General features: G+C 72.4%; 17 protein-coding genes. 10 read left to right on the top strand and 7 right to left on the bottom strand.

The features are described 5' to 3' along the window. Positions 1-23 precede the first annotated feature (23 nt). Positions 24-1,205: a D-alanyl-D-alanine carboxypeptidase family protein gene (locus ACFIF2_RS23545; protein WP_395575201.1), complete on the top strand. Its 1,182-nt coding sequence runs from the start codon at positions 24-26 to the stop codon at positions 1,203-1,205. Positions 1,206-1,232: 27 nt separating this feature from the next. Here the strand turns inward: ACFIF2_RS23545 and ACFIF2_RS23540 are convergent, their stop codons facing one another. After that, complete coding sequence (locus tag ACFIF2_RS23540; protein ID WP_395575200.1) at positions 1,233-2,156, bottom strand: glutaminase; 924 nt, start codon at positions 2,154-2,156, stop codon at positions 1,233-1,235. A 133-nt stretch (positions 2,157-2,289) separates the two neighbouring features. On the opposite strand from ACFIF2_RS23540, the gene ACFIF2_RS23535 reads away from it, so the two are divergent. Continuing rightward, positions 2,290-3,348, top strand: a complete 1,059-nt coding sequence (locus ACFIF2_RS23535) for a fatty acid desaturase family protein (RefSeq protein ID WP_395575199.1) — start codon at positions 2,290-2,292, stop codon at positions 3,346-3,348. Between the two features lie 98 nt (positions 3,349-3,446). Here the strand turns inward: ACFIF2_RS23535 and crcB (ACFIF2_RS23530) are convergent, their stop codons facing one another. The 4 genes from crcB (ACFIF2_RS23530) to ACFIF2_RS23515 form a co-directional block, all read right to left on the bottom strand. Beyond that, a complete protein-coding gene (gene crcB, locus ACFIF2_RS23530; RefSeq protein WP_395575198.1) occupies positions 3,447-3,821 on the bottom strand; it encodes a fluoride efflux transporter CrcB in 375 nt (124 codons plus the stop codon). Then, the gene (crcB, locus tag ACFIF2_RS23525) at positions 3,818-4,312 is read right to left on the bottom strand and encodes a fluoride efflux transporter CrcB (RefSeq protein ID WP_395575197.1); all 495 of its coding nucleotides are present in this window, start codon (positions 4,310-4,312) and stop codon (positions 3,818-3,820) included. The genes crcB (ACFIF2_RS23530) and crcB (ACFIF2_RS23525) overlap by 4 nt, the downstream gene beginning before the upstream one ends. 137 nt (positions 4,313-4,449) lie before the next feature. Then, positions 4,450-6,012: an arabinogalactan endo-beta-1,4-galactanase gene (locus ACFIF2_RS23520; RefSeq protein WP_395575196.1), complete on the bottom strand. Its 1,563-nt coding sequence runs from the start codon at positions 6,010-6,012 to the stop codon at positions 4,450-4,452. Between the two features lie 104 nt (positions 6,013-6,116). Beyond that, complete coding sequence (locus ACFIF2_RS23515; protein ID WP_395575195.1) at positions 6,117-8,138, bottom strand: beta-galactosidase; 2,022 nt, start codon at positions 8,136-8,138, stop codon at positions 6,117-6,119. Positions 8,139-8,323: 185 nt separating this feature from the next. Here ACFIF2_RS23515 and ACFIF2_RS23510 point away from each other — a divergent pair, with 185 nt between their 5' ends. The 5 genes from ACFIF2_RS23510 (at position 8,324) to ACFIF2_RS23490 (ending at position 13,031) form a co-directional block, all read left to right on the top strand. Further along, positions 8,324-9,643, top strand: coding sequence for an ABC transporter substrate-binding protein (locus ACFIF2_RS23510; RefSeq protein ID WP_395575194.1), 1,320 nt, complete (start codon positions 8,324-8,326; stop codon positions 9,641-9,643). Beyond that, a complete protein-coding gene (locus ACFIF2_RS23505; protein WP_395575193.1) occupies positions 9,640-10,593 on the top strand; it encodes a carbohydrate ABC transporter permease in 954 nt (317 codons plus the stop codon). The genes ACFIF2_RS23510 and ACFIF2_RS23505 overlap by 4 nt, the downstream gene beginning before the upstream one ends. Further along, positions 10,590-11,495: a carbohydrate ABC transporter permease gene (locus ACFIF2_RS23500; protein ID WP_395575192.1), complete on the top strand. Its 906-nt coding sequence runs from the start codon at positions 10,590-10,592 to the stop codon at positions 11,493-11,495. The genes ACFIF2_RS23505 and ACFIF2_RS23500 overlap by 4 nt, the downstream gene beginning before the upstream one ends. Beyond that, positions 11,492-12,523 carry a LacI family DNA-binding transcriptional regulator gene (locus ACFIF2_RS23495; protein ID WP_395575191.1) on the top strand — a complete coding sequence of 344 codons (1,032 nt, stop codon included), beginning with the start codon at positions 11,492-11,494 and terminating at the stop codon, positions 12,521-12,523. Before ACFIF2_RS23500 ends, ACFIF2_RS23495 begins: the two co-directional genes overlap by 4 nt. Before the next feature lie 100 nt (positions 12,524-12,623). Next, the gene (locus tag ACFIF2_RS23490; RefSeq protein WP_395575190.1) at positions 12,624-13,031 is read left to right on the top strand and encodes a MarR family winged helix-turn-helix transcriptional regulator; all 408 of its coding nucleotides are present in this window, start codon (positions 12,624-12,626) and stop codon (positions 13,029-13,031) included. A gap of 15 nt (positions 13,032-13,046) precedes the next feature. Here ACFIF2_RS23490 and ACFIF2_RS23485 read toward each other — a convergent pair whose 3' ends face one another. After that, positions 13,047-13,448 carry an SseB family protein gene (locus ACFIF2_RS23485; protein WP_395575189.1) on the bottom strand — a complete coding sequence of 134 codons (402 nt, stop codon included), beginning with the start codon at positions 13,446-13,448 and terminating at the stop codon, positions 13,047-13,049. A 216-nt stretch (positions 13,449-13,664) separates the two neighbouring features. Here ACFIF2_RS23485 and ACFIF2_RS23480 point away from each other — a divergent pair, with 216 nt between their 5' ends. The 3 genes from ACFIF2_RS23480 (at position 13,665) to ACFIF2_RS23470 (ending at position 18,280) form a co-directional block, all read left to right on the top strand. Next, entirely contained in the window at positions 13,665-14,270 is a 606-nt protein-coding gene (locus ACFIF2_RS23480; RefSeq protein ID WP_395575188.1) for a hypothetical protein, read from the top strand. A 116-nt stretch (positions 14,271-14,386) separates the two neighbouring features. Then, entirely contained in the window at positions 14,387-15,841 is a 1,455-nt protein-coding gene (locus ACFIF2_RS23475) for a glyceraldehyde-3-phosphate dehydrogenase (RefSeq protein WP_395575187.1), read from the top strand. A 171-nt stretch (positions 15,842-16,012) separates the two neighbouring features. Continuing rightward, positions 16,013-18,280 carry a hypothetical protein gene (locus ACFIF2_RS23470; RefSeq protein WP_395575186.1) on the top strand — a complete coding sequence of 756 codons (2,268 nt, stop codon included), beginning with the start codon at positions 16,013-16,015 and terminating at the stop codon, positions 18,278-18,280. Between the two features lie 34 nt (positions 18,281-18,314). Here the strand turns inward: ACFIF2_RS23470 and ACFIF2_RS23465 are convergent, their stop codons facing one another. Beyond that, a complete protein-coding gene (locus ACFIF2_RS23465; RefSeq protein ID WP_395575185.1) occupies positions 18,315-21,695 on the bottom strand; it encodes a CARDB domain-containing protein in 3,381 nt (1,126 codons plus the stop codon). Positions 21,696-21,770: the final 75 nt, after the last annotated feature.

The following is a 21,770-nucleotide window of genomic DNA, read 5'->3' as shown; positions in this document are numbered from 1 at the left end:
GTGCCCATTCCTACGTTTGCGGTATGACTATCGGATTCTCATCCCGGGCGGCTCGATCCACCTGCGTGCTCTGCGCGGCAGGACTGCTCACGCTCCTGCCCGCCGCCGCGGCCGCCCGTGCGGAGCGGCCGGACCCCGGTCCGCCCGGCGGGCCGCGGACGGTGGCCGCCCAGCCGTCGCTGCTGTACCGGTCGGGTACGCAGGTCCGCCCCCGCCGCGGGGCGCCCGAGGTCCCCGATGTCTCCGCGCTGTCCTGGGTGGTCGCCGACGCCGGCACCGGTGACGTGCTGGCGGCGCACGACGCGCATCGCAGGCTGCCTCCGGCCAGCACCCTCAAGACGCTGTTCGCGCTCACGGTGCTGCCCGTCCTGCCGGGCGGCATCCGCCACGAGGTGAGCGCGGACGAACTGTCCGGCCTCGGTCCGGGCAGCAGCCTGGTGGGAGTCGTCGAGGGTCACACGTACCGCGTCTCCGACCTGTGGAACGGCGTCTTCCTCAACTCCGGCAACGACGCCGTCCGCGTCCTCGCCTCGCTCACCGGCGGCTGGCGCGCCACGGCCGCCCGGATGCAGGCCGAGGCCCACGCCCTCGGCGCCCGCGACACCCACGTCAGCTCGCCCGACGGCTACGACGCGCCCGGCCAGGTGTCGTCGGCGTACGACCTCGCGGTCTTCGGCCGGGCCGGGCTGCGCAATCCGGACTTCGCGCGGTACTGCGCCAAGGTCTTCGCGATGTTCCCCGGCCGCGACGGGGACGCCTACGGCATCCGGAACACCAACCGGCTGCTGACGGGCGAGGACGGCGTGGAGCCGTACCCCGGGCTGATCGGCATCAAGAACGGCTACACCAGCAACGCCGGCAACACGCTGATCGCCGCCGCCCGGCGCGACGGGCGGACCCTGGTGGCGACCGTCATGAACCCGCAGGAGGGCGGCGGCCACGCGGTGTACGAGGAGGCCCGGGCACTGCTCGACTGGGGATTCGAGGCGACCGGGAGCGTCGATCCGGTGGGATCGCTGGCGCCCGGTGGCGTCCGTCCGCGCCAGGGCCCGCAGGCGGTGCCCGCGACGGTCACGGCGGCACGCGCGTCGCACGACGGCCCGGGCTGGGCGGAGACCGGCGCGATCGTGGGCGTCGCCGGGCTCGGCGCGGCCGTCATGGCGCTCGTGCTGCGGCTGAAGCTCGTGCGCGTGGAGGGAAGCTGACCGTCCCTGCCCCCGCGCGCGTCCGGGTCAGAACACCGACAGCCCCGTCAGGGTCGTGAAGCGGTCCAGCGCCGCCACCCCGGCCACCGAGTTGCCCCGCTCGTCCAGGCCGGGGCTCCACACGCACAGCGTGCAGTGGCCCGGCACGACCGCGATGATCCCGCCGCCGACCCCGCTCTTGCCCGGCAGCCCCACCCGGTAGGCGAAGTCGCCGGCCGCGTCGTACGTCCCGCAGGTCAGCATCACCGCGTTGACCTGCTTGGCCTGACTGCGGCTGAGCAGCCTGGTGCCGTCGGCCCGGATGCCGTGCCGGGCCAGGAACCCGGTGGCGAGGGCGAGGTCGGCGCAGGACGCGGCGACGGAGCACTGGCGGAAGTACTGCTCCAGCAGGACCGGCACGGGGTTGTCGATGTTGCCGTAGGACGACATGAAGTGGCCCAGGGCCGCGTTCCTGTCGCCGTGCGCGGTCTCGGAGGCGGCGACCTCCTCGTCGTAGGTCAGGTCCGGGTTGCCGCTCTCCGCGCGCAGGAACGCGAGCAGTTCGCCCGCCGCGTCGCCGGTACGGGTGTGCAGGCGGTCGGTGACGACGAGGGCGCCGGCGTTGATGAACGGGTTGCGCGGGATGCCGTTCTCGTACTCCAGCTGCACCAGGGAGTTGAACGGGTTGCCGGACGGCTCGCGGCCCACGTGCTCCCACAGGGCGTCGCCCTCGCGGGCCAGGTCGAGGGCGAGGGTGAAGACCTTGGTGATGGACTGCGCGGAGAACGGCTCCCGCCAGTCCCCCACCCCGTACACCGTGCCGTCCGGCTCGGCGACCGCCATGCCGAAGCGGCGCGGATCGCGGGCGGCGAGCGCCGGGATGTAGTCGGCGGGCCGGCCGCTGCCCGGGGTGCGTTCGATCTCCTCGGCGATGCGCTCCAGGACCGGCTGGAACCGCGTGGACGTACTCATGAGCGCCATTGTCCCTCCGGTCCGCTCCCGGTGTGGTGCCGGGAACCGCAGGTCCGGGGGTGGTGCTGGCTCCACCCCGCTTCGGGGGCAGACGTCATTCCGCGGCGAACGCACCGTCCACATACTGAGGTGCATGGCGAATCAAACGGTGCTCGTCGAGAGCCTGCCCCCGCGCGAACAGGAAAAGGGACGCGGAAAAGGGAGCGACTTTTCCGAACTCTCACGGCGCATAGCCGACGCGGGGCTGCTCCGGCGCCGCCCGCTCTATTACACGGTGCGTTTCGGTGCCGTCGCCCTGGCGCTCGCCGGGGGTGTCGCGGCGTTCGTCGCGCTGGGCGACAGCTGGAGCCAGCTGTTCGTCGCGGCGGCCCTGGCCGTCGTCTTCGGCCAGCTCGCGCTGGCCGCGCACGACCTCGCCCACCGGCAGGTCTTCTCCCGCCGGCGTCCCAGCGAGGCCGGTGGTCTCCTGGTGGCCAACCTGCTGCTGGGCATGAGCTACGGCTGGTGGATGAACAAGCACACGCGCCACCACGCCAACCCCAACCACGAGGAGAAGGACCCGGACGTCTCGCCCGACATCCTGGTCTGGTCACGGCGCCAGGCGCGCGCGGCGAAAGGGCTGCCCCGATTCGTCGGAAAGCATCAGGCCGCCCTTTTCTTCCCGCTGCTGACGCTGGAGGGCCTCAATCTGAGTTTCAACAGCTTCAAGGCGCTGCGCAGCCCGTCGATGAAGCGTCCGGTTCTGGAGGGCACGCTGCTCGTCGCCCATTTCGTCCTGTATTTCGGCGGCCTGTTCACCCTCCTCTCCCCCGGCAAGGCTCTGGCCTTCATCGCCGTGCACCAGGGGCTGTTCGGTGTCTACCTGGGGTCGGTCTTCGCGCCGAACCACAAGGGCATGCCGATGATCGAGGAGGGCATGCGGCTCGACTTCCTGCGCCGTCAGGTGCTGACCTCGCGCAACGTGCGGGGCGGCATCCTCGTCGACGCCTTCATGGGCGGCCTGAACTACCAGATCGAGCACCACCTCTTCCCCAGCATGCCGACCCCCGCCCTCGGCAGGGCGCAGGAGATCACCGAGCGGTACTGCGCCGAGCTGGGCGTCCCCTACTGCCAGACGGGGCTGCTCGCCTCGCACCGTGCGGCGCTGCGGCACCTCAGGAGCGTGGGTGAGCCACTGCGCGACGCCCGCTGAAACGGCGGCGGGGCGGGCCGGGTCCGGCGTAGGGCGTGCTGCGGTCAGCTGTGCGGCACGCCTGTGCCGTCCTACCGCACCGAGACCGGCGCCACGCGTCACGCCCAGAGCGCGTCGGCCAGTGTCACCCCCGCGAACGCCGCCCCGAGACCGGCCGCCACGCTCGCCGCCACGTTCACGGCGGCCTGGAGGCGGGCGCCCGTCTCGGTGAGCCGGAGCGTCTCGTAGGAGAAGGTCGAGTACGTCGTGAGGGCGCCGCACAGCCCGGTGCCGAGCAGCAGCCGCAGTTCCGATCCCGCCGCTCCGGCCAGTGCGGCACCGGTGAGCAGGCCCAGGATCAGGGAGCCGACGACGTTGACCGTGAAGGTGCCCCAGGGGAAGTCCGAGTCGTGCCGGGAGCGCACGGCCCGGTCGGTGAGGTGGCGCAGCGGGGCCCCCACCATGCCGCCCGCGACGACCAGCAGCCAGTTCACGACGCCTCCCCGCCCGGCGCTTCCGGTTCGCCGCCGCCGGCGGACACCAGCGCGCGGCGGGTCGCCAGGGTGGCCGACCACACCGCCGCGAGGGCGGCGAGCGGGGTCGCGGCGAGGTAGGCCAGTCCCGTGCCGATCCGGTCGGCGGCGAACAGGTCGCGCAGGTCGACGGCGTAGGTGGAGAAGGTGGTGAAGCCGCCGAGCACCCCGGTGCCCAGGAAGGGCCGGACCAGGCGGTGCACGTCCCACACCTCGGTGACGGCCACCATGAGCACGCCCATCAGGGTGCAACCGGTGACGTTGACCCAGAAGGTCGTCCAGGGGAAGCCACCGGTCTGCGCCGGCCACCAGAGGGAGGCCGCGTAGCGGGCCGCGGCGCCCGTTCCGCCGCCGAGGGCGACCGCCGCGAGGACCGGTGCCTGGCCGGACCGGCCGGATCGGGCGGGCCGGTCCGGCCGGGCGGCGGCGCTCTCGGCGTTCGGGGATGTCATGGTCGGGCGTCTCCTACTCGACGGGCGAGGGGGAGGCCGGCCCCACCGCCGTGCCGCGCGCATCGGCCGCGGCTGAGGGACAGGTTAACGCCGGGTCCGCGTCCGGGCCTCGCGGGCGGCACCGCACGGCTCCCGCCTCAGCGGTGGCGGAACCACGCGGTCGCCGGCAGCGCCCGGTCGTCGTAGCCGAACAGGGCCTGGTTCTCCCAGCCGTTGCCGGAGGAGGGGTCGGCGGGGTCCCAGCCGTTGCCGTCCACGGCGGTCCAGGTCGCCTCCCACTGGAAGACGCCGAGGCCGCGGCCGGCCGGGACGGCCTCCACGATGTTCGCCACCGTGTCCATCCACGCCGCCTGCCCCGCCGGGGTCGCAGGGTAGCCGGGGACCAGTTCGCCGGGGACGTCGATGATGTTCTCGTGGGCGTCCTCGCTGTCCAGCCGGAACGGGTAGGCGGTCTCGGCGACGAAGACCGGCCTGCCGTAACGGGCGGCCGTGTCGTCCAGGGTGGTCTGGAAGTCGGACAGCGGTCCGTGCCAGTAGCCGTAGTACGACAGGCCGATGACGTCGAACCGGACGCCGTGCGCGACGGCGTTGTCGAACCACCAGCGGGTGCCCGCCAGGTCGCCGCCCTTGGCGAGGTGCAGCGCGACGGGTGTGGCCGCGTCGACCCTCTTGACGGCGTCGTACCCGCTGTTGATCAGCCCGGCGAGCTGCGTCCAGTGGTCCGTGGAGCCCTCGCTCCAGAGCATGCCGCCGTTGATCTCGTTGCCGACCTGCACCATGTCGGCCCCGGTGCCCTGGGCCTCGAGCGCGGACAGTACGTCATAGGTGTGGTCGTACACGTCCTTCTTGAGCCGGTCGTAGGAGTGGCCGGCCCAGGCGGCGGGCTTGCTCTGGGCGCCCGGGTCGGCCCAGGTGTCCGAGTAGTGGAAGTCGACCAGCAGCTTCATGCCCTGGGCCTTGACCCGCTTGGCGGTCGCCAGCACGCGGGCCTTGTCGTTGTAGCCGTCGGCCGGGTTCACCCAGACCTTCAGGCGGGCGTAGTTCATGCCGGCGGACCTCAGGATGCCGAGCGCGTCGCCCGGGGTGCCGGAGGCCGTGCGGTAGACGCCGCCCATGGCCTCGCTCTTGGCGAGCGAGGAGACGTCGGCCCCCTTGACGCTCAGGCCGGTCGCGGTGCCGGGGGTGAAGGTCAGGTCGTCCACGTTGATCCAGTTGCCGGCGTTCGCGTCGCTGGTGACGCTCACGGTGCACCGGCCGCCCTTCACTTCGACGGGCACGACGATCCTGATCCACCCGCTGGCGGACACCGGAAGGCTGGTGCGCCGCTCGGCGCCGCCGCAGTTCTTCAGGGCCAGGTGGGCGGAGTTCTGGCCGCCGCCGGAACGGACCCAGGCGGTCAGCCGGTGGCCGCCGTCGGCGAGCCCCGACAGGCGCTGGTAGGTCTCCACCCGGTACGCGGACGAGGACCAGTGGCTCAGGCGGTTGCCGCCACCGCGGCCGCCGGCCTCCGTGTACGAGGCGCCGGCCGCGCCGGACTCCGACCAGCCGCTCGGGGTGGCGGCGCCGGTGCCGTCGGCCTCGAAGCCGCCGTTGGTGAGGGTGCCCGCCGCGTGGGCGGGCGGGGCGGGGAGGGTGGTGAGGGCGAGGCCGGCCACCAGGGGCGGCAGCAGGGCCTTGAGGGTGCGTCCGGGCTGGAACATCGTCGTCCGTGGTCCCTTCGACTGGGGTGGGTGACAGCTGTGCGGGCATCGGGAACTGCGCGGACCGCGTCGGCTGCGGGAACCGCCGAACCGCGGGAAGCGGTCTAGCCGTCGAGGTGGACGACCCGGACGGCGCCGGCGGGGAGGTCGAGGCGGCCCGCCGCGCGCTCGCCGGTCAGCAGCTCGGTGCCGTGCGCCTCCAGCGGCACCTTGGCGTCCGAGGCGGTGTGGTTGACGGCGAACAGGTAGGTGCCGGACTCGCCGGTGCGGCGCACCACCTCGACGTCGCGGGGGAGGTCGGCGCGGGGGGTGACGCCCGCGTCCTCGGCCGCGCGGGCGAGGACGGCGTCGAGGCCGTCGGCGTCGAGGCGGGTGGAGACGTACCAGGCGGTGCCCTCGCCGAGGCGGTGCCGGGTGACGGCCGGGCGGCCCGCCGTCAGGCCGTCGGCGTACGTCCACACCGGTTCGGCGCCGCGGGGCACGACGAACTCCGTCCACACGTCGCCGCTCAGCTCGCCGCCCTCGGGGCCGGTGACGCGCACCCGCTCGCCCGCCAGCAGGGGGGAGAACTCCTCGACGGCGAGGCCGAGCACGTCCCTGAGCGCGCCGGGGCAGGCGCCCTCGTGGACGGCGTCGTGCTCGTCGACGATGCCGGAGAAGTACGACACGACGAGGGTGCCGCCCTGCTCGACGTACGCGCGGAGGTTGTTCCCGGCCGCCTCGGTCGCGAGGTACAGCGCGGGGACGACGACGAGGGGATAGGCCGACAGGTCGGCTTCCGGGTGGGCGAAGTCGACCGTGAGGTGACGGTCGTAGAGGGCCTCGTAGAAGGCGTCGGCGCGTTCGCGGGGATCGTGGTCCTCGCTGGGGCGCCACTGGAGGCTCTGGGCCCACCACGAGTGCCAGTCCCAGAGCATGGCGACGTCGGCCTCGGTGCGGGTGCCGCGGACGGGGTTCAGCGAGTCGAGGGCGGCGCCGAGACCCACCACCTCGCGCCACACGCGGGTGTCGGTGCCGCCGTGCGGGAGCATCGCCGAGTGGAACTTCTCGGCGCCGCGCCGCGACTGGCGCCACTGGAAGAACATGGCGCCCTCCGAGCCGCGGGCCACGTGCGCGAGGGAGTTGCGGGCCATCTGGCCGGGGGCCTTGGCGGGGTTGCGGGGCTGCCAGTTGACGCCCGAGGTGGAGTGTTCGAGCAGCAGCCAGGGGGCGCCGCCGGCGACGGAGCGGGTGAGGTCGGCGGCCATGGCGAGGTTGACGTGGGTGCGGCGGCCGTCGGTGATCAGGTAGTGGTCGTTGGTGACGAGGTCGACCTCGCGCCCCCAGGCCCAGTAGTCGACGGAGTCGCACTGGCTGAGGGCGGTCATGAAGTTGGTGGTGACGGGGACGCCGGGTGACAGCCGGTGCAGGATGTCCCGTTCCGCCGTGAAGTTCTCGCGCATGGTGGCGTCGGCGAAGCGCTTGTAGTCCAGCGCCTGGGCCGGGTTGCCGACCGTCGGCGTCGCGCGCGGCGGGTTGATCTGGTCGAGGTCCGCGTAACGCTGGCCCCAGAAGGCGGTGCCCCAGGCCTCGTTGACGGCGTCGACCGTGCCGTAGGCCGTGGCGAGCCAGCGGCGGAAGTGGGCGGCGCAGGAGTCGCAGTAGCAGGCCGAGACGGGGACGCCGTACTCGTTGTGGACGTGCCAGAGCGCGAGGGCCGGGTGGGTGCCGTAGCGCTCGGCGAGGCGGGTGGTGATGTTCGCGGCGGCGGCGCGGTAGTCGGCGTTGCTGTGGCAGATGGCGCCCCGGGAGCCGAACTCGAACCGCACCCCCTCGGCCGTGACCGGCAGCGCCTCGGGGTGGGCACGGTAGAACCAGGCGGGCGGGGCGACGGTCGGCGTGCCGAGGTCGACGCGGATGCCGTTCTCGTGCAGCAGGTCCAGGACGCGGTCCAGCCAGCCGAAGTCGTACGTGCCCGGGGCGGGCTCCAGCAGGGCCCAGGAGAAGATCCCGGCGCTCACCATCGTGACGCCGGCCTCGCGCATCAGCCGTACGTCCTCCTGCCAGACGTGCTCCGGCCACTGCTCGGGGTTGTAGTCCCCGCCGAAGGCGAGCCCGGCCAGGCCCCTGGGGGTGGTCTCCGGCATGGATGGTCTCCCGATGTGATCGATCAATTGGGAACGTGCACACACATCTTCGGCGGTGCGAGCCCAACATAACCGCACAGTGACAACCATTGACAAGTGTCCGGGATGTTTCTCTACTGTGAACGCTCACAGAAGCATGGCAGGTCTTCGCAGCAGGCGGAGACCCCAGGTCAGGGGAGAGTTCCATGCCGTTCACGAAGCGCCGCCGCCTGGTGACGTCCGCCGTCGCCGTCGCACTCGGGGCCACCGCCCTCGCCGCCTGCGGCTCCTCCGACGAGGGCGGCGACGCCCAGTCGGGTCCGGTCTCGCTGACGTACTGGACCTGGACGCCCGGCATGGACAAGGTCGTCGACCTGTGGAACAAGGGGCCGGGCAAGAAGGAGCAGATCACCGTCACGGTGAAGAAGCAGGCGTCCGGCGACACACTGGTCACCAAGATCCTCACCGCGCACAAGGCCGGTCAGGCACCGGACCTGGTGCAGGCCGAGTACCAGGCACTGCCGACGCTGGTCAGCAACGACGCGCTCGCCGACATATCCGGCGAGGTCGGTGACGTGAAGGGGAAGTTCGCCGAGGGCGTGTGGCAGCAGACCACGCTGGGCACGGACGCCGTGTACGCCGTCCCGCAGGACATCGGGCCGATGATGTTCTACTACCGCGAGGACCTGTTCAAGGAGTACGGCCTAAAGGTCCCGGCCACCTGGGACGAGTTCGCCGAGACCGCGCGCGAGCTGAAGAAGGCGGCCCCCGACAAGGACCTCACCACCTTCTCCGCCAACGACTCCGGCCTCTTCGCGGGCCTCGCCCAGCAGGCCGGCGCCCGGTGGTGGACGACCGAGGGCGAGAAGTGGAAGGTCGGCATCGACGACGCGGCCACCGAGAAGGTCGCCGAGTTCTGGGGCGGCCTCGTCGAGGAGGGTGCCGTCGACAACCAGCCGATGTACACCCCGGCGTGGAACAAGGCACTCAACACCGGCAAGCAGATCGCCTGGGTCAGCGCCGTGTGGGCGCCGGGCACCCTGACCACGGCCGCGCCCGACACCAAGGGCAAGTGGGCGATGGCCCCGCTCCCCCAGTGGTCCGCCGGCGAGAACCGCACCGGGAGCTGGGGCGGCTCGTCCACCGGCGTCACCACCGACTCCGAGCACAAGGACGCCGCCGCCAGGTTCGCCGCGTGGCTGAACACCGACGGCGACGCGCTGAACGCCCTCGCGAAGGAGGGCGGCATCTACCCCGCCTCCACCTCGGCCCAGCTCAGCGGCGCCTTCGCCGAACCGCCGGAGTACTTCTCCAACCAGCCCGACTTCTACACGCGGGCCGCCGCCATCGCGAAGACCACGGCGCCGGCCGCGTGGGGCCCGAACGTCAACGTCGCCTACACGACCTTCAAGGACGCGTTCGGCGCCGCCGCCAAGAACAGGTCCGACTTCTCCGCCGCTCTCGGCACCATGCAGCAGGAGACCGTCGCCGACCTGAAGAAGCAGGGCTTCGAGGTCGCCCCGTGAGCGGCACCACCGCACCCACCACCGCACGCACGGCGGCACGTCGCAGGCCCTTCGGGGTCAGGGGCGCCCCGTACGCCTTCCTGATCCCGGCGATCGTCCTCTTCCTGCTCTTCTTCGCGCTGCCCATCGGCTACGCCGTCCACCTCAGCTTCCGCAAGGTGGAGGTCTCCGGGCTCGGCCTCGGAGCCGGCGCGCGCGAGGAGGTGTGGGCGGGCTTCCAGAACTACGCCGACGCCCTGACCGACGGCGAACTGCTGGCCGGGGCCCTGCGCGTCCTCGCCTACGGCTGCGTCGTCGTCCCCGTGATGCTGGGCCTGGCCCTGCTGTTCGCGCTGATGCTCGACTCCGAGAAGGTGCGTTTCACGCCGGTCACCCGGCTCGCGATCTTCCTGCCGTACGCCATCCCCGGTGTCGTCGCGGCGCTGCTGTGGGGCTTCCTGTACCTGCCGGACGTCAGCCCCTTCTACTTCGTGCTCGACCGGCTCGGTCTGCCGCAGCCCGACCTGCTGGACGGCGGTCCGCTCTACCTCGCCCTGTCCAACATCGCCGTCTGGGGCGGCACCGGCTTCAACATGATCGTCATCTACACCTCCCTGCGGGCCATCCCGGCCGAGGTGTTCGAGGCGGCCAAGCTGGACGGCGCCTCCCCGCTGCAGATCGCGCTGCGGATCAAGATCCCGATGGTGGCGCCGTCGCTGGTGCTGACGTTCTTCTTCTCGATCATCGCCACGCTCCAGGTGTTCAACGAGCCGACCACCCTCAAGCCGCTCACCAATTCCGTCTCCACCACCTGGAGTCCGCTGATGAAGGTGTACCAGGACGCCTTCGGCAACGGTGACGTGTACGCCGCCGCCGCCCAGGCCGCGATCATCGCGCTCGTCACCCTGGTGCTGTCCTTCGGGTTCCTGCGGGCAGCGAACCGCCGCGACAAGCAGGAGGCCACGCGATGAGTTCCCTCGCCGTCCGCAAGGCCCGGCCGGCCGCGGGCACCACGCCCGGCACCGCCCAGGGGCCGCCGCCGCGCCGCCGTATCGCGCTGGTCCCGACGCTCACCCTGCTGCTCGGCGCGGTCTACTGCCTGCTGCCGGTGGCCTGGGTGGTGATCGCCGCCACCAAGTCCGGCAGCGAGCTGTTCTCCACCTTCACCTTCCTGCCGGGCACGGGCTTCGCCGACAACGTGAGCGACCTGAGCGCCTACCGCGACGGCGTCTACTGGACGTGGATGGCCAACTCGGCCCTCTACGCCGGTCTCGGCGCCCTGCTGTCCACGGCCGTGTCGGCGGTCAGCGGCTACGCCCTGGCGACCTACCGCTTCCGTGGCCGGGAGACGCTGTTCAACGTGCTGCTGGCCGGTGTCCTGATGCCGCCCGTGATCCTCGCCGTCCCGCAGTACCTGCTGCTGGCCGAGGCGGACCTGACGGACTCGTACCTGTCCGTGCTGCTCCCCCAGATCCTCTCCCCCTACGGCGTCTACCTGGCGCGGATCTACGCGGCGGCGGCCGTGCCCGCCGATGTCGTGGAGGCCGGGCGGATGGACGGGGCGGGCGAGTGGCGGATCTTCACCCGGGTCGCGCTGCCCATGATGGTGCCGGGGCTGGTGACGGTGTTCCTGTTCCAGTTCGTGGCCGTGTGGAACAACTTCCTGCTGCCGTACATCATGCTCAGCGACGACGAGAGGTTCCCGATCACGCTCGGTCTGTACACGCTGCTGGAACAGGGCGCCAACACGCCCGCGCTGTACACGCTGGTGATCACCGGTGCCTTCCTCGCGGTGCTGCCGCTGGTCGCCCTGTTCCTGGTCGTCCAGCGGTTCTGGAGCCTCGACCTGCTCTCCGGGGCCGTAAAGTCATGACCATGAGCAACACGGGGGGCCGGCGCCGACCGCCCACGATCCACGACGTGGCGCGCGAGGCGGGCGTGTCGCGGGGCACGGTGTCACGGGTCCTCAACGGGGGGCACTACGTCAGCCCGGCCGCGCAGGAGGCCGTCAACGCGGCCATCCGCAAGACGGGTTACGTCGTCAACCGGCACGCCCGGTCGCTGATCACCGGACGCTCGGACTCGGTGGGCTTCCTGCTCACCGAGCCGCAGGAGCGGTTCTTCGAGGACCCGAACTTCAACGTCCTGCTGCGCGGCTGCACCCAGGCGCTGGCCGCGCACGACATCCCGCTGCTGCTGATGCTGGCCGGGACGGAGGACGAACGGCGGCGCATCACGCGGTACATCACGGCGGGCCACGTCGACGGGGTGCTGCTGGTCTCCAGCCACTCGGGGGACCCGGTCGCCGAGGAGCTGCGCGCGGCGGGCGTGCCGCTGGTGGCCTGCGGCAAGCCGATCGGGCTGGGTTCGAAGGTGAGTTACGTGGCCGCCGACGACCGGGACGGCGCCCGGGACATGGTCCGCCATCTGCTGTCGCTGGGGCGGCGCCGGGTGGGCGTGGTCACCGGCCCGCCGGACACCCCGGGCGGCGTGGAGCGCCTCGCCGGCTACCGGGAGGAGCTGGCCGCGGCGGGCGTCGCGTTCGACGAGCGGCTCGTCGTCTCCGGTGACTACAGCCGGGCGAGCGGCGAGGCGGGGGCGGAGCGGCTGCTGACCCGGGCTCCGGACGTGGACGCGGTGTTCGTCGCCTCCGACCTGATGGCGCAGGGTGTGCTGGCCGCGTTGCGGCGGGCGGGGCGGCGGGTGCCCGAGGACGTGGCGGTGGGCGGTTTCGACGACTCCCCCGCGGCGGTCGCGGCCCGTCCCGAGCTGACCACGATCCGGCAGCCCTGGGACCGGATCAGCGCCGAGATGGTCCGGGTGCTGCTGGCCCAGATCGGCGGGGAGGACCCGGCGGCGGTGATCCTGCCGACGGAACTGGTGCGGCGGGACTCGGCCTGAGCCGTAGGCCGGTGCGCCGAGTGCCCTGCCGGTGAGGTGCCGGTGCGCGCGCATTAGTTGCACGGTCAATGACTGACCGCTTCGGTGTTACCGTGCACGTATGGCAGCCAAGACGGCCGGCGCACGGCTCGAGGAACGGTGGCGGGAGATCCTCTCCGTGCACGCGCGCACCATGTGCGAGATCGACCGCGCGCTGCATCCGCACGGTCTGGGCGCGAGCGACTTCGAGGTGCTCGACATCCTCGCGACCGAGGCGCCCGAGGAGGGCGCCCAGTGCCGGGTGCAGAACCTGGTGGGCCGGGTCCACCTGAGCCAGAGCGCCCTGTCCCGGCTCATCGCCCGGCTGGAGAAGGACGGGCTGGTGTCACGCTCGATGTGCGCGGAGGACCGGCGCGGCGTGTACGTCGAGCTGACCGGCGAGGGCCGCGCCCTGCACGCCGAGGTGCTGCCGCTGCAGCGGGCCGTGCTGGCCCGCATGCTCGGCGACGAGGAGGGCGCCCGCCCCTGAGGGCGGGCCCCGGTTCTAGGGGCGGGCCAGCAGGGTGCGTACGCCGTCGGACGTGAGCGTGAGGCGGTGCTCCGAGCCGGCGTCTATGGACAGCGACAGGTCGTCGGCCGGCCACTGCGCGGCGAGGGCGCCCAGCGGCACCATGCGGTAGCGGGACACGTACGGCAGCAGGCCGGCCATCTCCAGCTCCGAGGTGAACACCGGCACCACCTGACGGCCGCCCTGCTGTTCCAGCACCGGCAGGGCCAGCATCCCGGGGTCGGCGGCGTCCTGGTCGTTCGCGTCGTCGGGCACCGGGACGAGGACGTCGCTGCTCGCGAGCGTGTCGAGCGCCGCCGTGTCCTCGGTGTTCTCGGCCAGCACGTCCAGCGCGCGCTGGGCGGGCGAGACGGAGTTGTCGTTCGCGGGTGTTTCCATGACAGATCCCTGGTAGCGGCATGGGTGGGCTCCGCCCCGGTGATCGGCACGGGGGCGGTTCAGGCTCGCGTACCCGATCGCCCGGGGCGCAATCACATCCGCGGGCTCACCCCGGCGTGAAGGGGGCGTCGAGGCGTTTTCCGCGGCACACCGCAACCTTTCCCCCAATCCGCCTGTCTCACCGGATAAAGGAAATCGCATCCCTCGGAGGACATCATGCGACGGGACAGGGCGGCATGGATGGCGGTCGTCCTCGCGGGCGCCGCCCTGGGGACGGCCACGGTCGCGGCGGACGCGGCACCGGCCGCCGAGGCGCGCGGCACCGCGCGAAGCGGCACGCACACCACGGCGTGCCCCACCGGCTGGGGCAGCCTCGACAAGACCCGCGTCGCGGGGACGACGACACCGGTGGAGGACGTCGGGACCGGCCGTCACGCGTGCTTCGACCGGCTGGTCGTCCACGTGCCCGGCGCGAGGGCGGGCGACCTCGGCCACTTCGTGCGGTACGTCGGCCGCCTGCACCAGGACGGCTCGGGCCGCCCGATCGCGGTCGGCGGCGGAGCCGTCCTCGAGGTCCGGGTCGCCGCGCCCGGATACCGCCCCGAGACGGGGGCGCCCACCTATCCCGGACGGGCCGGCCGGCCCCTGCCGGGCGTGGACCTCACCGGGTACCGCACCTTCCGGGACGCCCGGTTCGCCGGCAGCTTCGAGGGCGAGACCCAGATCGGGCTCGGCGTCCGCGGCCGGCTGCCGTTCCGGGTGCTGGCGCTCGACGGGCGGGTCGTGGTGGACGTCGCCCACACGTGGAGCGGCGCGCGCTGAGGCGGGCGGCCGTGAGCACCGGGGGCCGATCATCTGATCGCCAAGGGGCCCACTTGATCGATCAGAAGGGCGATGGGGTTAGCATATGAGCGCCGCCTAGCTCGAAAGATAGAGACGTGACTGCCAACGACGACTCGTTCACCAACTGGAAGAACCGCGAGGAGATCGCGGAGTCGATGATCCCGATGATCGGGAAGCTGCACCGTGAGCGGGACGTCACCGTCCTGCTGCACAGCCGCTCCCTGGTGAACAAGTCGGTGGTCAGCATCCTCAAGACCCACCGCTTCGCCCGGCAGATCGCCGGCGCGGAGCTGTCGGTCACCGAGACGATGCCCTTCCTGCGGGCCCTCACCGCGCTCGACCTCGGCCCCTCGCAGATCGACATCGGCATGCTCGCCGCCACCTGGAAGAGCGACGACCGCGGGCTGACGGTGGAGGAGTTCACCGCCGACGCCGTCGCGGGAGCCACCGGCGCCAACAAGATCGACCGGCGTGAGGGGCGTGACGTCGTCCTGTACGGCTTCGGCCGCATCGGCCGGCTCGTCGCCCGCCTGCTCATCGAGAAGGCCGGCTCGGGCAACGGCCTCAGGCTGCGCGCCATCGTCGTCCGCGGGGGCGGCGAGCGGGCCGCCGAGGACATCGTCAAGCGCGCCTCGCTGCTGCGCCGCGACTCCGTGCACGGCCAGTTCCAGGGCACGATCACCGTCGACGAGGACAACAGCACGATCCTCGCCAACGGCAACGCCATCAAGGTGATCTACGCCGACGACCCGACGCAGGTCGACTACACGGCGTACGGCATCAAGAACGCCATCCTCATCGACAACACCGGCAAGTGGCGCGACCGCGAGGGCCTGTCCAAGCACCTGCGCCCCGGCGTCGACAAGGTCGTGCTGACCGCGCCGGGCAAGGGCGACGTCCCCAACATCGTCCACGGCGTCAACCACGACACCATCAAGCCGGACGAGCGGATCCTGTCCTGCGCCTCCTGCACCACCAACGCGATCGTGCCGCCGCTGAAGGCGATGGCCGACGAGTACGGCGTGCTGCGCGGCCACGTGGAGACCGTCCACTCGTTCACCAACGACCAGAACCTGCTGGACAATTACCACAAGTCGGACCGTCGTGGCCGCAGCGCGCCGCTGAACATGGTCATCACGGAGACGGGCGCCGCCTCCGCGGTGGCCAAGGCCCTCCCGGACCTCAAGGCGAAGATCACCGGCAGCTCGATCCGGGTCCCGGTGCCGGACGTGTCGATCGCGATCCTGAACCTCCAGCTCGCCCGCGAGACCTCCCGCGAGGACGTGCTGGAGTACCTGCGCGAGGTGTCGCTGACGTCGCCGCTCAAGCGCCAGATCGACTTCATCGGCGCACCCGACGCGGTGTCCAGCGACTTCATCGGCTCGCGCCACGCCTCGATCGTCGACGCCGGCGCGCTGAAGGTCGAGGGCGACAACGCGATCCTCTACCTCTGGTACGACAACGAGTTCGGCTACTCGTGCCAGGTCGTGCGCGTCGTCCAGCACGTCTCCGGGGTGGAGTACCCGACGTACCCGGCGCCCGCGGTCTGATCGCGGCGGCATGCGCGAGGGGCGGTGGGAGCCTGGCTCCCACCGCCCCTCGCGCGTGCGGGGCCGGGTGGCGGCCGGCCGGCATCGGCCGACCGCGGCCGGGGCATGCGTGTGGTGGCGTCCGCCCGGGCGCCGCCCCGCACGACGGCCGGCTGAAACGAGAATGGGTACATGGACGGACTGGTTCGGCGCTCCCTCTGGGTCGAGGTCCTGATCTGGTGCGTGGCGGTGCTGAGCCTGACCGTCCTGGCCGCGGCCGCCGTCGTGCGCGGCACCGTGCTCGATCCGACGTTCTACGGCCAGGTGCTGGAGGACGAACGGGCCTACCAGCGGTTCTACGACGAGGTGCTGGTCGATCCGGCCGGCACCCCGCTGACCCAGGAGCTGCTGGACCGGCTGCCCGTTCCGCAGTCCACGATCACCTCCAACATCAAGGTCGTCATCCCGCCGGAGACGCTGCGGGCCATGGGCGACCGGCAGATCGCCGAGATGATCCACTACCTGGAGGGAGACCGCGACCGGCTCCGGCTCACCGTGGACCTGGAGCCGGTGGTGGCGAACGTCGAGCGGCTGAGCCAGGCCTACTTCGGTGATGCCGTCGCCGCTCTCCAGCAGCGGTCCGAACCCGACTTCCAGGCGTTCGTGCAGCGCCTGTCGGAGCTGGCGGCGCAAGTGGTGGCCGGGGAGGCGCCGCTGGAGGACCTGCCGACGCTGCCGCTGTCCCACGGCCAGGCGGTCGCGGCCACGGACGCGCTGATGCGCCTGGTGCCGTCCGACGCGCCCGCCGGCCTGAGGTCCACCGTGCAGACGGCCCTGGACCGGGGGGACGTGGCCGCGGCCCTGGCCGCTCTCGCGCCGGTCGCCCTGACGGACCAGGTCCGGGCGGCCGCGGCGGAGTTGCTGCGGGAGGCGCGGGATGGGACGTGGGTCGTCACCGTCGGCCTCGGCCCGGCGCGGGAGGTGCCGGCGCCGGTGGACCGCGCGCGTTCCGTCACCCGCCTCTTCCAGCAGGTGGTGGAACCCGCGGCCGCCGTGCTGGGCGCCGCCGCGCTCACCCTGTTGTGGTTCTCCACCCCGGGCCCCGCCAAGCGCCGGCTGCTGCCGCTCGGGTGGGCGCCGGCCGCCGCGGCCACGCTGATGGCGCTGACCGTGCTCCTGCTGCGCCTCACCCTGGGCGACGCCCTGTTCGACCCGCCCTCGTCGTGGCCCCCGACCGCGTCCGAGCTCCTCGGCGACGTCCAGGCCGCCGCGCTCGACCGGCTCCTGACCACCGCCACCGTCGTCGCGGTGATCCTGCTCGCCGCCGGCGCCCTGCTGATCACGGTGGGCTGGGTCTGGCAGACCCGGCCCGGTGTGCCGGTGCTCACCGATCCGCGGCACGGCCCCGCCCTGACCTTCGCCGTCACCGCGTGCGCGCTGGTCGGCACGATGGTGGCCCCGGTGGCGATCACCGGCTCCTCGCCGCGCATCTGCCAGGGCAGCGCCGAGCTGTGCGACGCCCGGTACGACGAGATCGCCCAGCTCGCCTCGCACAACGCCATGGCCACGACGGCGGACCGGTTCATCGGCCCCCTGCAGGACCCGGACATCGTCGGCCAGCTCGACGCGGGGGTACGGGTCCTGCTCCTCGACACCCACCGCTGGGAGCGGCCCGACGAGGTCGCGGCCCGGCTGGACGCCTCGGACTTCGCCCCGGCCCTGCGACGCCGGCTCACCGGGATCCTGGAACGGGTGAACCCTCCCCACCCCGGCCTGTGGCTGTGCCACTCGGTGTGCGGCGCCGGCGCCCTGGAACTGGCGCCCACGCTGCGCCAGATCGGTGACTGGCTGCGGGCGAACCCCACGGAGGTCGTCACCCTGATCCTCCAGGACGGCGTCGGTGCCGTGGAGAGCCAGGGGGCCTTCGAGCGGGCCGGGCTGTCCGACCTGCTGTACGCGCCCGACGCCGACCCCGACCGGCCGTGGCCGAAGCTCGCCGACATGATCGACAGCGGCCGGCGGCTGGTGGTGTTCGCGGAGAAGGCCGACGGCCCCGCGCCCTGGTACCGGAACTTCTACCGGTACGGCATGGAGACGCCGTTCGCCTTCCGCAGCCCGGACGAGATGTCGTGTCTGCCGAACCGGGGCGGCACCGACAAGCGGCTCTTCCTGCTCAACCACTTCGTCACGGCCGGCGGCGGACGCCGCCTGGACGCCGGTCTCGTCAACTCCCGCCAGCGGGTGCTGGAGCGGGCGCACGCCTGCGAGCAGCGGCGCGGGCGGCCGGTCAACTTCGTGGCGGTGGACTACGCGACGATCGGCGACGCGCTCGGCGCGGTCGACGAGCTGAACGCCGAGCGCCGCCGGGACGACGGACGCTTCCCCGTGGGACGGTCACCGGACAGGCTCGGCGACGCGGCGCGGGCAGTGTCGCGTCGCGTCGCGTCGCCGAGCGGGTAGGTTCCGGCGGCCTGGAACGTGACCGCCGCCGGTCCTACCGGTTGATCCTGAACTGGGAACCCGGTTCTATCCGGACGTCCTCCTCGGCCGAGTTGGTGATGGTCACGTCGGTCAGCGTGGCGCTGCCGCGGGCGCCGCCCATCGCCAGGATGCCGGAGCCGTTGTTGGACCGGTCGATGCGCACGCCGGTGATCTTCACGTCCGGCATCGCGCCGCCTCCCGTCTTGAACTGGATGCCGTCGTAGGTGGAGTCGAGGATCTCGGTGTCGCGGATGGTCACGCCCGGGATGTCCTGGCCCTGCGCGAAGAGGGTGATGGCGCCGAACTCCTGCGCCTCGCCCCAGAACGCGCCCCCGGTCCGGTGCAGGGCGTTGCCCGCGATCAGGGTCTGCCCGGAGAAGGGCAGCGGGTCGTGGTCGGTGGCGAGCATGATGCCCGGGTAGTTCATGGTGTCGGAGATGACGTTGTTCTCGACGGTGTTGCCGTAACCGCCGTACACCGCTATGCCGTTGGCCCGCCACGGCAGCTGGATCGTGTTGTTGCGGAAGTGGTTGTCGTGGCCGACGTCCACGGCGGTGTCCTTGACGTACTTGCTGGCCCACACGGCGAGCGAGTCGTCGCCCGTGTTGCGGAAGGACGAGTTGTGGACCGTGGAGTTGCGGGTGCCGTTGGCGAAGTTGATGCCGTCGGCGTAGGTGTTGCGGATCCGCATGCCGGTGAACTCCAGGCCGTCACCGGGGCCCCACAGCTCGGGGATGTTGGAGTAGTCGCGGCCGGCCCAGACGCCGACGTTGGCGTGCTCGATCCACACGTTGCTGATCCTGGTGCCCTTGCCGAAGCGGCCGTTGAGGCCGACGCCGCCCTCGTGGTTGCCGTCTCCGCCGCGGATGGTGCCCGAGCCGAGGATGGCGAGGTCGGAGATCTGGGTGTTGTGGTCGATGTCGAAGCCGAAGTTGCCCTCGTGCGGGTGGTTGATGCCGCCGGCCTCGTGCGGCGGGGTCAGGGTGTACAGCTGGGAGTGCCACATGCCGGCGCCGCGGACGGTGACGTCGCGGATGCCGACCTGGTTGTGCTGGCCCCGGTTCTGCGGGTCGTCGGTGAGGATCTTCTGCTCCTGGCGCCACTGCCCGGCCGGGATCCACACGCAGGGGATCTGCCCGTTCTGGTCGGCGGTGACGGCGCGCTGGATGGCGTCGGTGTCGTCGAGTCCGTCGCCGGGGACGGCTCCGTACTCGGTGATGGAGACGCAGCCGGCGGGCTTGGCGGCGGGGGGCGCCACCTGCTCCAGGTCGATCAGGTCGATGACGTGGAAGGCGGCCGAGTCGCTCGCGTCGCGCTGGAGGCGGAACGCGGTGCCCGGCGGGAAGGTCCGGTCCAGCAGCGCGTGGGACTCGTCGAACAGCCGCCGCGCGTCGCCGCCGGGCCGGTTGGTGAGGCCCTCGGGGTCGTCGGTGTTGCCGTACAGCCAGCTGTGCTTGGACGACAGGTTCAGCTTCCGTACGAAGGCGCCGTCGGCGTAGAGGCTGATCGTGGCCTGCGCCCCGCCGCCGCCGGGGGCGTCGGGGATGGAGTTGCGCACCACGATGGAGTTGGTGGGTGTGGTGGAGGTGAACTCGACGTACTCGCCGGTGGCGTCGAGCCGGACGGACTTGCGGCCCGAGGACTCGGTGCCGAAGTTGGTGTGGCCGAAGGTGCGCTTGGCGTCGGTGGTGAGCAGGGTGCCGTTGTGACGGCCGTCCTCCGCCTCGTACTCGGTGTACGGGACGGCGGCGCCGCGTCCGACGACGAGGGACTTGGCGAGGACGTTGTTGTTCTCGTCGGTCTCGGTGACGACGCCGGTCGCGTCGGCGGTGGCGGAGAGGGTGACGCCGCCGGTCGCCGTCCAGGTGCCGCTGATCGGCACGTTCACCGTGGCACCGGCCGCCACCGCGCCGGTCGTGCCGTTCAGGGTGGTGGTGCCGGCCTGCAGCCGGGTCACCGAGCCCGCCTCCACGGCGCTCGTGCCGCGGTTGTGCACGGCGACGGTGAAGGAGACGCGGGCGCCCACGGCCGGGTTGGCCGGGTCGCTGGTGATGGAGCGCACCTCCAGGTCGGGGCCGGGCGCCCGGTCGACGACGAGCCGGTCGCCGGCGGTGCGGCTGTTGTTGGAGTCGTCCAGTTCGGCGACCGTGTCGCGCGGGTCGACCACGGCGGCGACGGCGTGGCTGCCGGCGGCGTGCGTGCCGGTCCGGACGGCGACCGTGGCGGAGGCGCCGGGGTCGAGGGCGGGTACCTCCGCGCTGCCGGCGGTGGTGCCCGCGACCGTGACCTCGGCGGTCGTCGCGGCCGAACGCGCGGTACCGGCGTTGCGGACCGTGGCGTTCACGGTGACCTCGTCCCGCTCGGAGGGGTCCGCGGGTGACCAGTCGAGGCCGGTGACGGTCAGGTCGGGCGCGGGAGCGGCGGTGCCGACGACCTGGAACTCGGCGACCTGGCCGCCGGGCGCGCCGGTGTTGGAGAAGAACCTCAGCCGTACGTCGGAGACGCGGCCGGTGACCGGGATGGTCACCGTGTTGCCCTGGCCGGGGCTGAAGGCGTGGTCGGCGCGGGCGCGCAGCGAGGTGAAGTCGCTCTGGCCCGTCGCGCGGCCGAGGACCTGGATGCCCTGGGTCCGGGCGGCCCAGACGGGGTCGGGGTTGAGCTTGACGACCACGGCGCTGATGTCCGCGTCGGCGCCGAGCTTCACGGTGAGGTCGGCGGGGTGGCCGGCCGCTTCCCAGTAGGTCGAGGTGGAGTCGTCGGTGGCGTTGGCCGCGACGTAGGAGTGCACCGAGGAGGTGGCCTCGGCGGGCTTGTTGCGGGCCAGGTTGGTGCCGGTGGGCGGTGGCTCGGTGACGACGTCGTCGCCGTACACCTCCAGTTCGGACAGCTGCGCGGCGTTCCAGCCGGTGTTGCCGGTGACGTGGACGCGGACGTAGCGCGCGTCGGTGGGGGCGGCGAGGTCGACGGCGACGGTGTTGGCCCGGGCCGGGTCGAACGCCCGTCCGGCCGAGGCGGCGAGGGTGCGGAAGGTGGAGCCGTCGGTGCTGCCCTGGAGGGAGAGGGTCTGGCTGCGGTTCTCCCACCCCGAGGGCAGTTTGAGGACCACCCGCTCGACGTCGCGGGCCTCACCCAGATCGACCTGCACCCACTGCGGGAAGGAGCCGGCCGGGCCCTCCCAGTAGCTCGCCTGGGTGCCGTCGGTGGCGTTCCCGGCGGGGTAGGCGCCGTGCGAGCCGCCCGCCGTGGCCGGGCGGCCGAGGGCGAGGTTGACGTCGGCGGCGGCCGGAGCGGCGTGTGCTCCGGCGGCGAAGGGCAGCGGGAGCAGCCCGGCCGTCATCAGCCCGGCGACGACGGCGCCCGTCAGCGACCGTCGGCCGAGGGATCTCCATCTCATGGGGGTCCTCTGTTCCGTGGGGAGTCGGGAGGCGCGACGGACCGGCGGGGAGGGGGAAGCACCGACGCACCGACC

It is taken from the genome of Streptomyces sp. BK79, assembly GCF_044142145.1.
GTDB lineage: Bacteria > Actinomycetota > Actinomycetes > Streptomycetales > Streptomycetaceae > Streptomyces.
This window is presented reverse-complemented; position numbering and strand designations above follow the sequence as displayed.

Coding starts and splice junctions, on each gene's coding strand:
- ACFIF2_RS23545 (WP_395575201.1), top strand. CDS start 24: ATGACTATCGGATTCTCATCCCGGGCGGCTCGATCCACCTGCGTGCTC.
- ACFIF2_RS23540 (WP_395575200.1), bottom strand. CDS start 2,156: ATGAGTACGTCCACGCGGTTCCAGCCGGTCCTGGAGCGCATCGCCGAG.
- ACFIF2_RS23535 (WP_395575199.1), top strand. CDS start 2,290: ATGGCGAATCAAACGGTGCTCGTCGAGAGCCTGCCCCCGCGCGAACAG.
- crcB (WP_395575197.1), bottom strand. CDS start 4,312: ATGACATCCCCGAACGCCGAGAGCGCCGCCGCCCGGCCGGACCGGCCC.
- ACFIF2_RS23520 (WP_395575196.1), bottom strand. CDS start 6,012: ATGTTCCAGCCCGGACGCACCCTCAAGGCCCTGCTGCCGCCCCTGGTG.
- ACFIF2_RS23515 (WP_395575195.1), bottom strand. CDS start 8,138: ATGCCGGAGACCACCCCCAGGGGCCTGGCCGGGCTCGCCTTCGGCGGG.
- ACFIF2_RS23510 (WP_395575194.1), top strand. CDS start 8,324: ATGCCGTTCACGAAGCGCCGCCGCCTGGTGACGTCCGCCGTCGCCGTC.
- ACFIF2_RS23500 (WP_395575192.1), top strand. CDS start 10,590: ATGAGTTCCCTCGCCGTCCGCAAGGCCCGGCCGGCCGCGGGCACCACG.
- ACFIF2_RS23495 (WP_395575191.1), top strand. CDS start 11,492: ATGACCATGAGCAACACGGGGGGCCGGCGCCGACCGCCCACGATCCAC.
- ACFIF2_RS23490 (WP_395575190.1), top strand. CDS start 12,624: ATGGCAGCCAAGACGGCCGGCGCACGGCTCGAGGAACGGTGGCGGGAG.
- ACFIF2_RS23485 (WP_395575189.1), bottom strand. CDS start 13,448: ATGGAAACACCCGCGAACGACAACTCCGTCTCGCCCGCCCAGCGCGCG.
- ACFIF2_RS23480 (WP_395575188.1), top strand. CDS start 13,665: ATGCGACGGGACAGGGCGGCATGGATGGCGGTCGTCCTCGCGGGCGCC.
- ACFIF2_RS23470 (WP_395575186.1), top strand. CDS start 16,013: ATGGACGGACTGGTTCGGCGCTCCCTCTGGGTCGAGGTCCTGATCTGG.
- ACFIF2_RS23465 (WP_395575185.1), bottom strand. CDS start 21,695: ATGAGATGGAGATCCCTCGGCCGACGGTCGCTGACGGGCGCCGTCGTC.